At 71.0% G+C, this 1,860-nt stretch carries 1 protein-coding gene and 1 pseudogene; both read right to left on the bottom strand.

Annotated features, from left to right (window positions below; all coding sequences use genetic code 11):
* A pseudogene (locus AC1DP0_RS21505) lies at nt 1–517 on the bottom strand (proteasome ATPase); the annotation flags it as partial.
* Nucleotides 518–573: 56 nt separating this feature from the next.
* Nucleotides 574–1,689 (bottom strand): tRNA (adenine-N1)-methyltransferase, encoded by a 1,116-nt coding sequence (locus AC1DP0_RS21500; RefSeq protein ID WP_478088547.1) that lies wholly within the window; start codon nt 1,687–1,689, stop codon nt 574–576.
* Between the last annotated feature and the right edge of the window lie 171 nt (nt 1,690–1,860).

Genomic DNA, 1,860 nt, shown 5'->3' with positions numbered 1-1,860 from the left:
CGACCACCCGCTCGTGGTCGATGCGCTCCTTGACGGTGACGACCTCGCCGACGCGCTCGTAGCCGTGGACCGACACCACGTTGAGGGCCTCGTTGAGCATGACCTCGCGGCCCAGCCCGAGATCATGCTGGTCGACGGACGGGCTGATCGCGACGCGCATCTTGCGCCCGCCCGTGATGATGTCGATCGCGCCGTCGTCGGGCGGGTCGATGACGAGGCCGTAGGTGCTCGGCGGCTGCGCGAGACGGTCGACCTCCTGCTTCAGGGTGACGATCTGCTCGCGCGCATCCCTGAGCGTGCGCACCAGGCGCTCGTTCTGCGATGACAGCGTCGACAGGCTCGTCTGGACGTGGGCGAGCCGCGCCTCGAGCTCACGCGTGCGCTGCGGCGAGTGTCGGGCCACTTCGCGCAAGGACTCGACCTCGGCGCGCAGGGCTGCGAGCTCGCGGTCTCCGGTTCCGGGGACTCCTGCGCCGTCGGCACGTGGGGGGTCTGGGTTGCGGACGTCATCAGACATGCCGGCCTCCTCAATCCGTCACTCGCACATAGTGACGATTCGACCTTAACCCCGTGTCAGCCGATGTCGTCGGACGTTTCAGCCAGTGATCGGCGCACGCGTCGGATCGTCTTGTCGCTCTTGACCCGTTCGCCGAGCGCCTCGGGCGTCCAGGCGTCCGCCGGGATGTCGGTCGACGCGGTCGATCCCGGGACGACCGTGGACGCTGCGTCCGCGTCGGCGACAGCGACGCCGACCCCGGTCTCGCCGGTGACGCCGGCGTCGGTCGCGTCGCCGTAGGCACCCTTGGCGGGACGGCGCTTGCGCTCGGGCGGGACGACGCCGGGGGCGAGGCGACGCGTCGTGATGAGGAACCCGGTGTGTCCGTGCATCCGGTGCTGCGGACGAACCGCGAGGCCCTCGAGGTGCCAACCGCGCACGAGTGACTCCCACGCGGAGGGTTCGGTGAAGCCGCCATGGGCACGGATGCCCTCGGCCACCCGGCTCAGYTGGGTCGTCGTGGCGACGTAGCAGATGAGCACGCCTCCGGGGATCAGGGCCTCGGAGACGGCGTCGAGGCACTCCCACGGCGCCAGCATGTCGAGGACGACGCGGTCGACGGTGCCGGGCTGGGCGACGGTCGGCAGGGACTCGACGAGGTCGCCGACGGTGACGGTCCAGGCCGGGTGGTCCCCACCGAAGAACGCCCGGCCGTTGCCACGGGCGATGTCGGCGAAGTCCTCACGACGCTCGAACGACAGCAGCCGGCCCTGCTCTCCGATGGCACGCAGGAGTGACATGGACAGCGCGCCGCTCCCGACACCGGCCTCGACGACCGTCGCGCCGGGGAAGATGTCGGCCATCTGGACGATCTGGCCCGAGTCCTTGGGGTAGACGACGGCCGCGCCGCGCGGCATCGACATGACGTAGTCGCTGAGCAGCGGTCGCAGTGCGAGGTACTCGACGCCGGCGGTGTTCGTGACCACGGAGCCGTCGTGGGACCCGATGAGGTCGTCGTGCCGGAGGAAGCCGCGGTGGGTGTGGAACTCGCGTCCGGGCTCCAGCGTGATGGTGTGCAGACGCCCCTTGGGGTCGGTCAGCTGGATGCGCTCCCCGACCTCGAAGACGCCGCGGCGGTCGTGCGCACCCGTGACGTGGGACGGCGCGGCGGCGGGCTGCTCGGCGTCGGTCATGGGAGCACAGTCTAGGTGGCGCCGACGCCTCCTCCGGACACCCTCCGGAGCGCCACCGCCTCGACCTCGTAGCGGCTCTGACGACCGGCAGCTCCGCCGAAGAACCGTCGGCGCAGTGCACCCTCGACCTCGACGAGGTCACCGCTGCGCAGGCGCATCGCGGTGCGGCGC

The organism is Terrabacter sp. P5_B1, from assembly GCF_056400505.1.
This window is presented reverse-complemented; position numbering and strand designations above follow the sequence as displayed.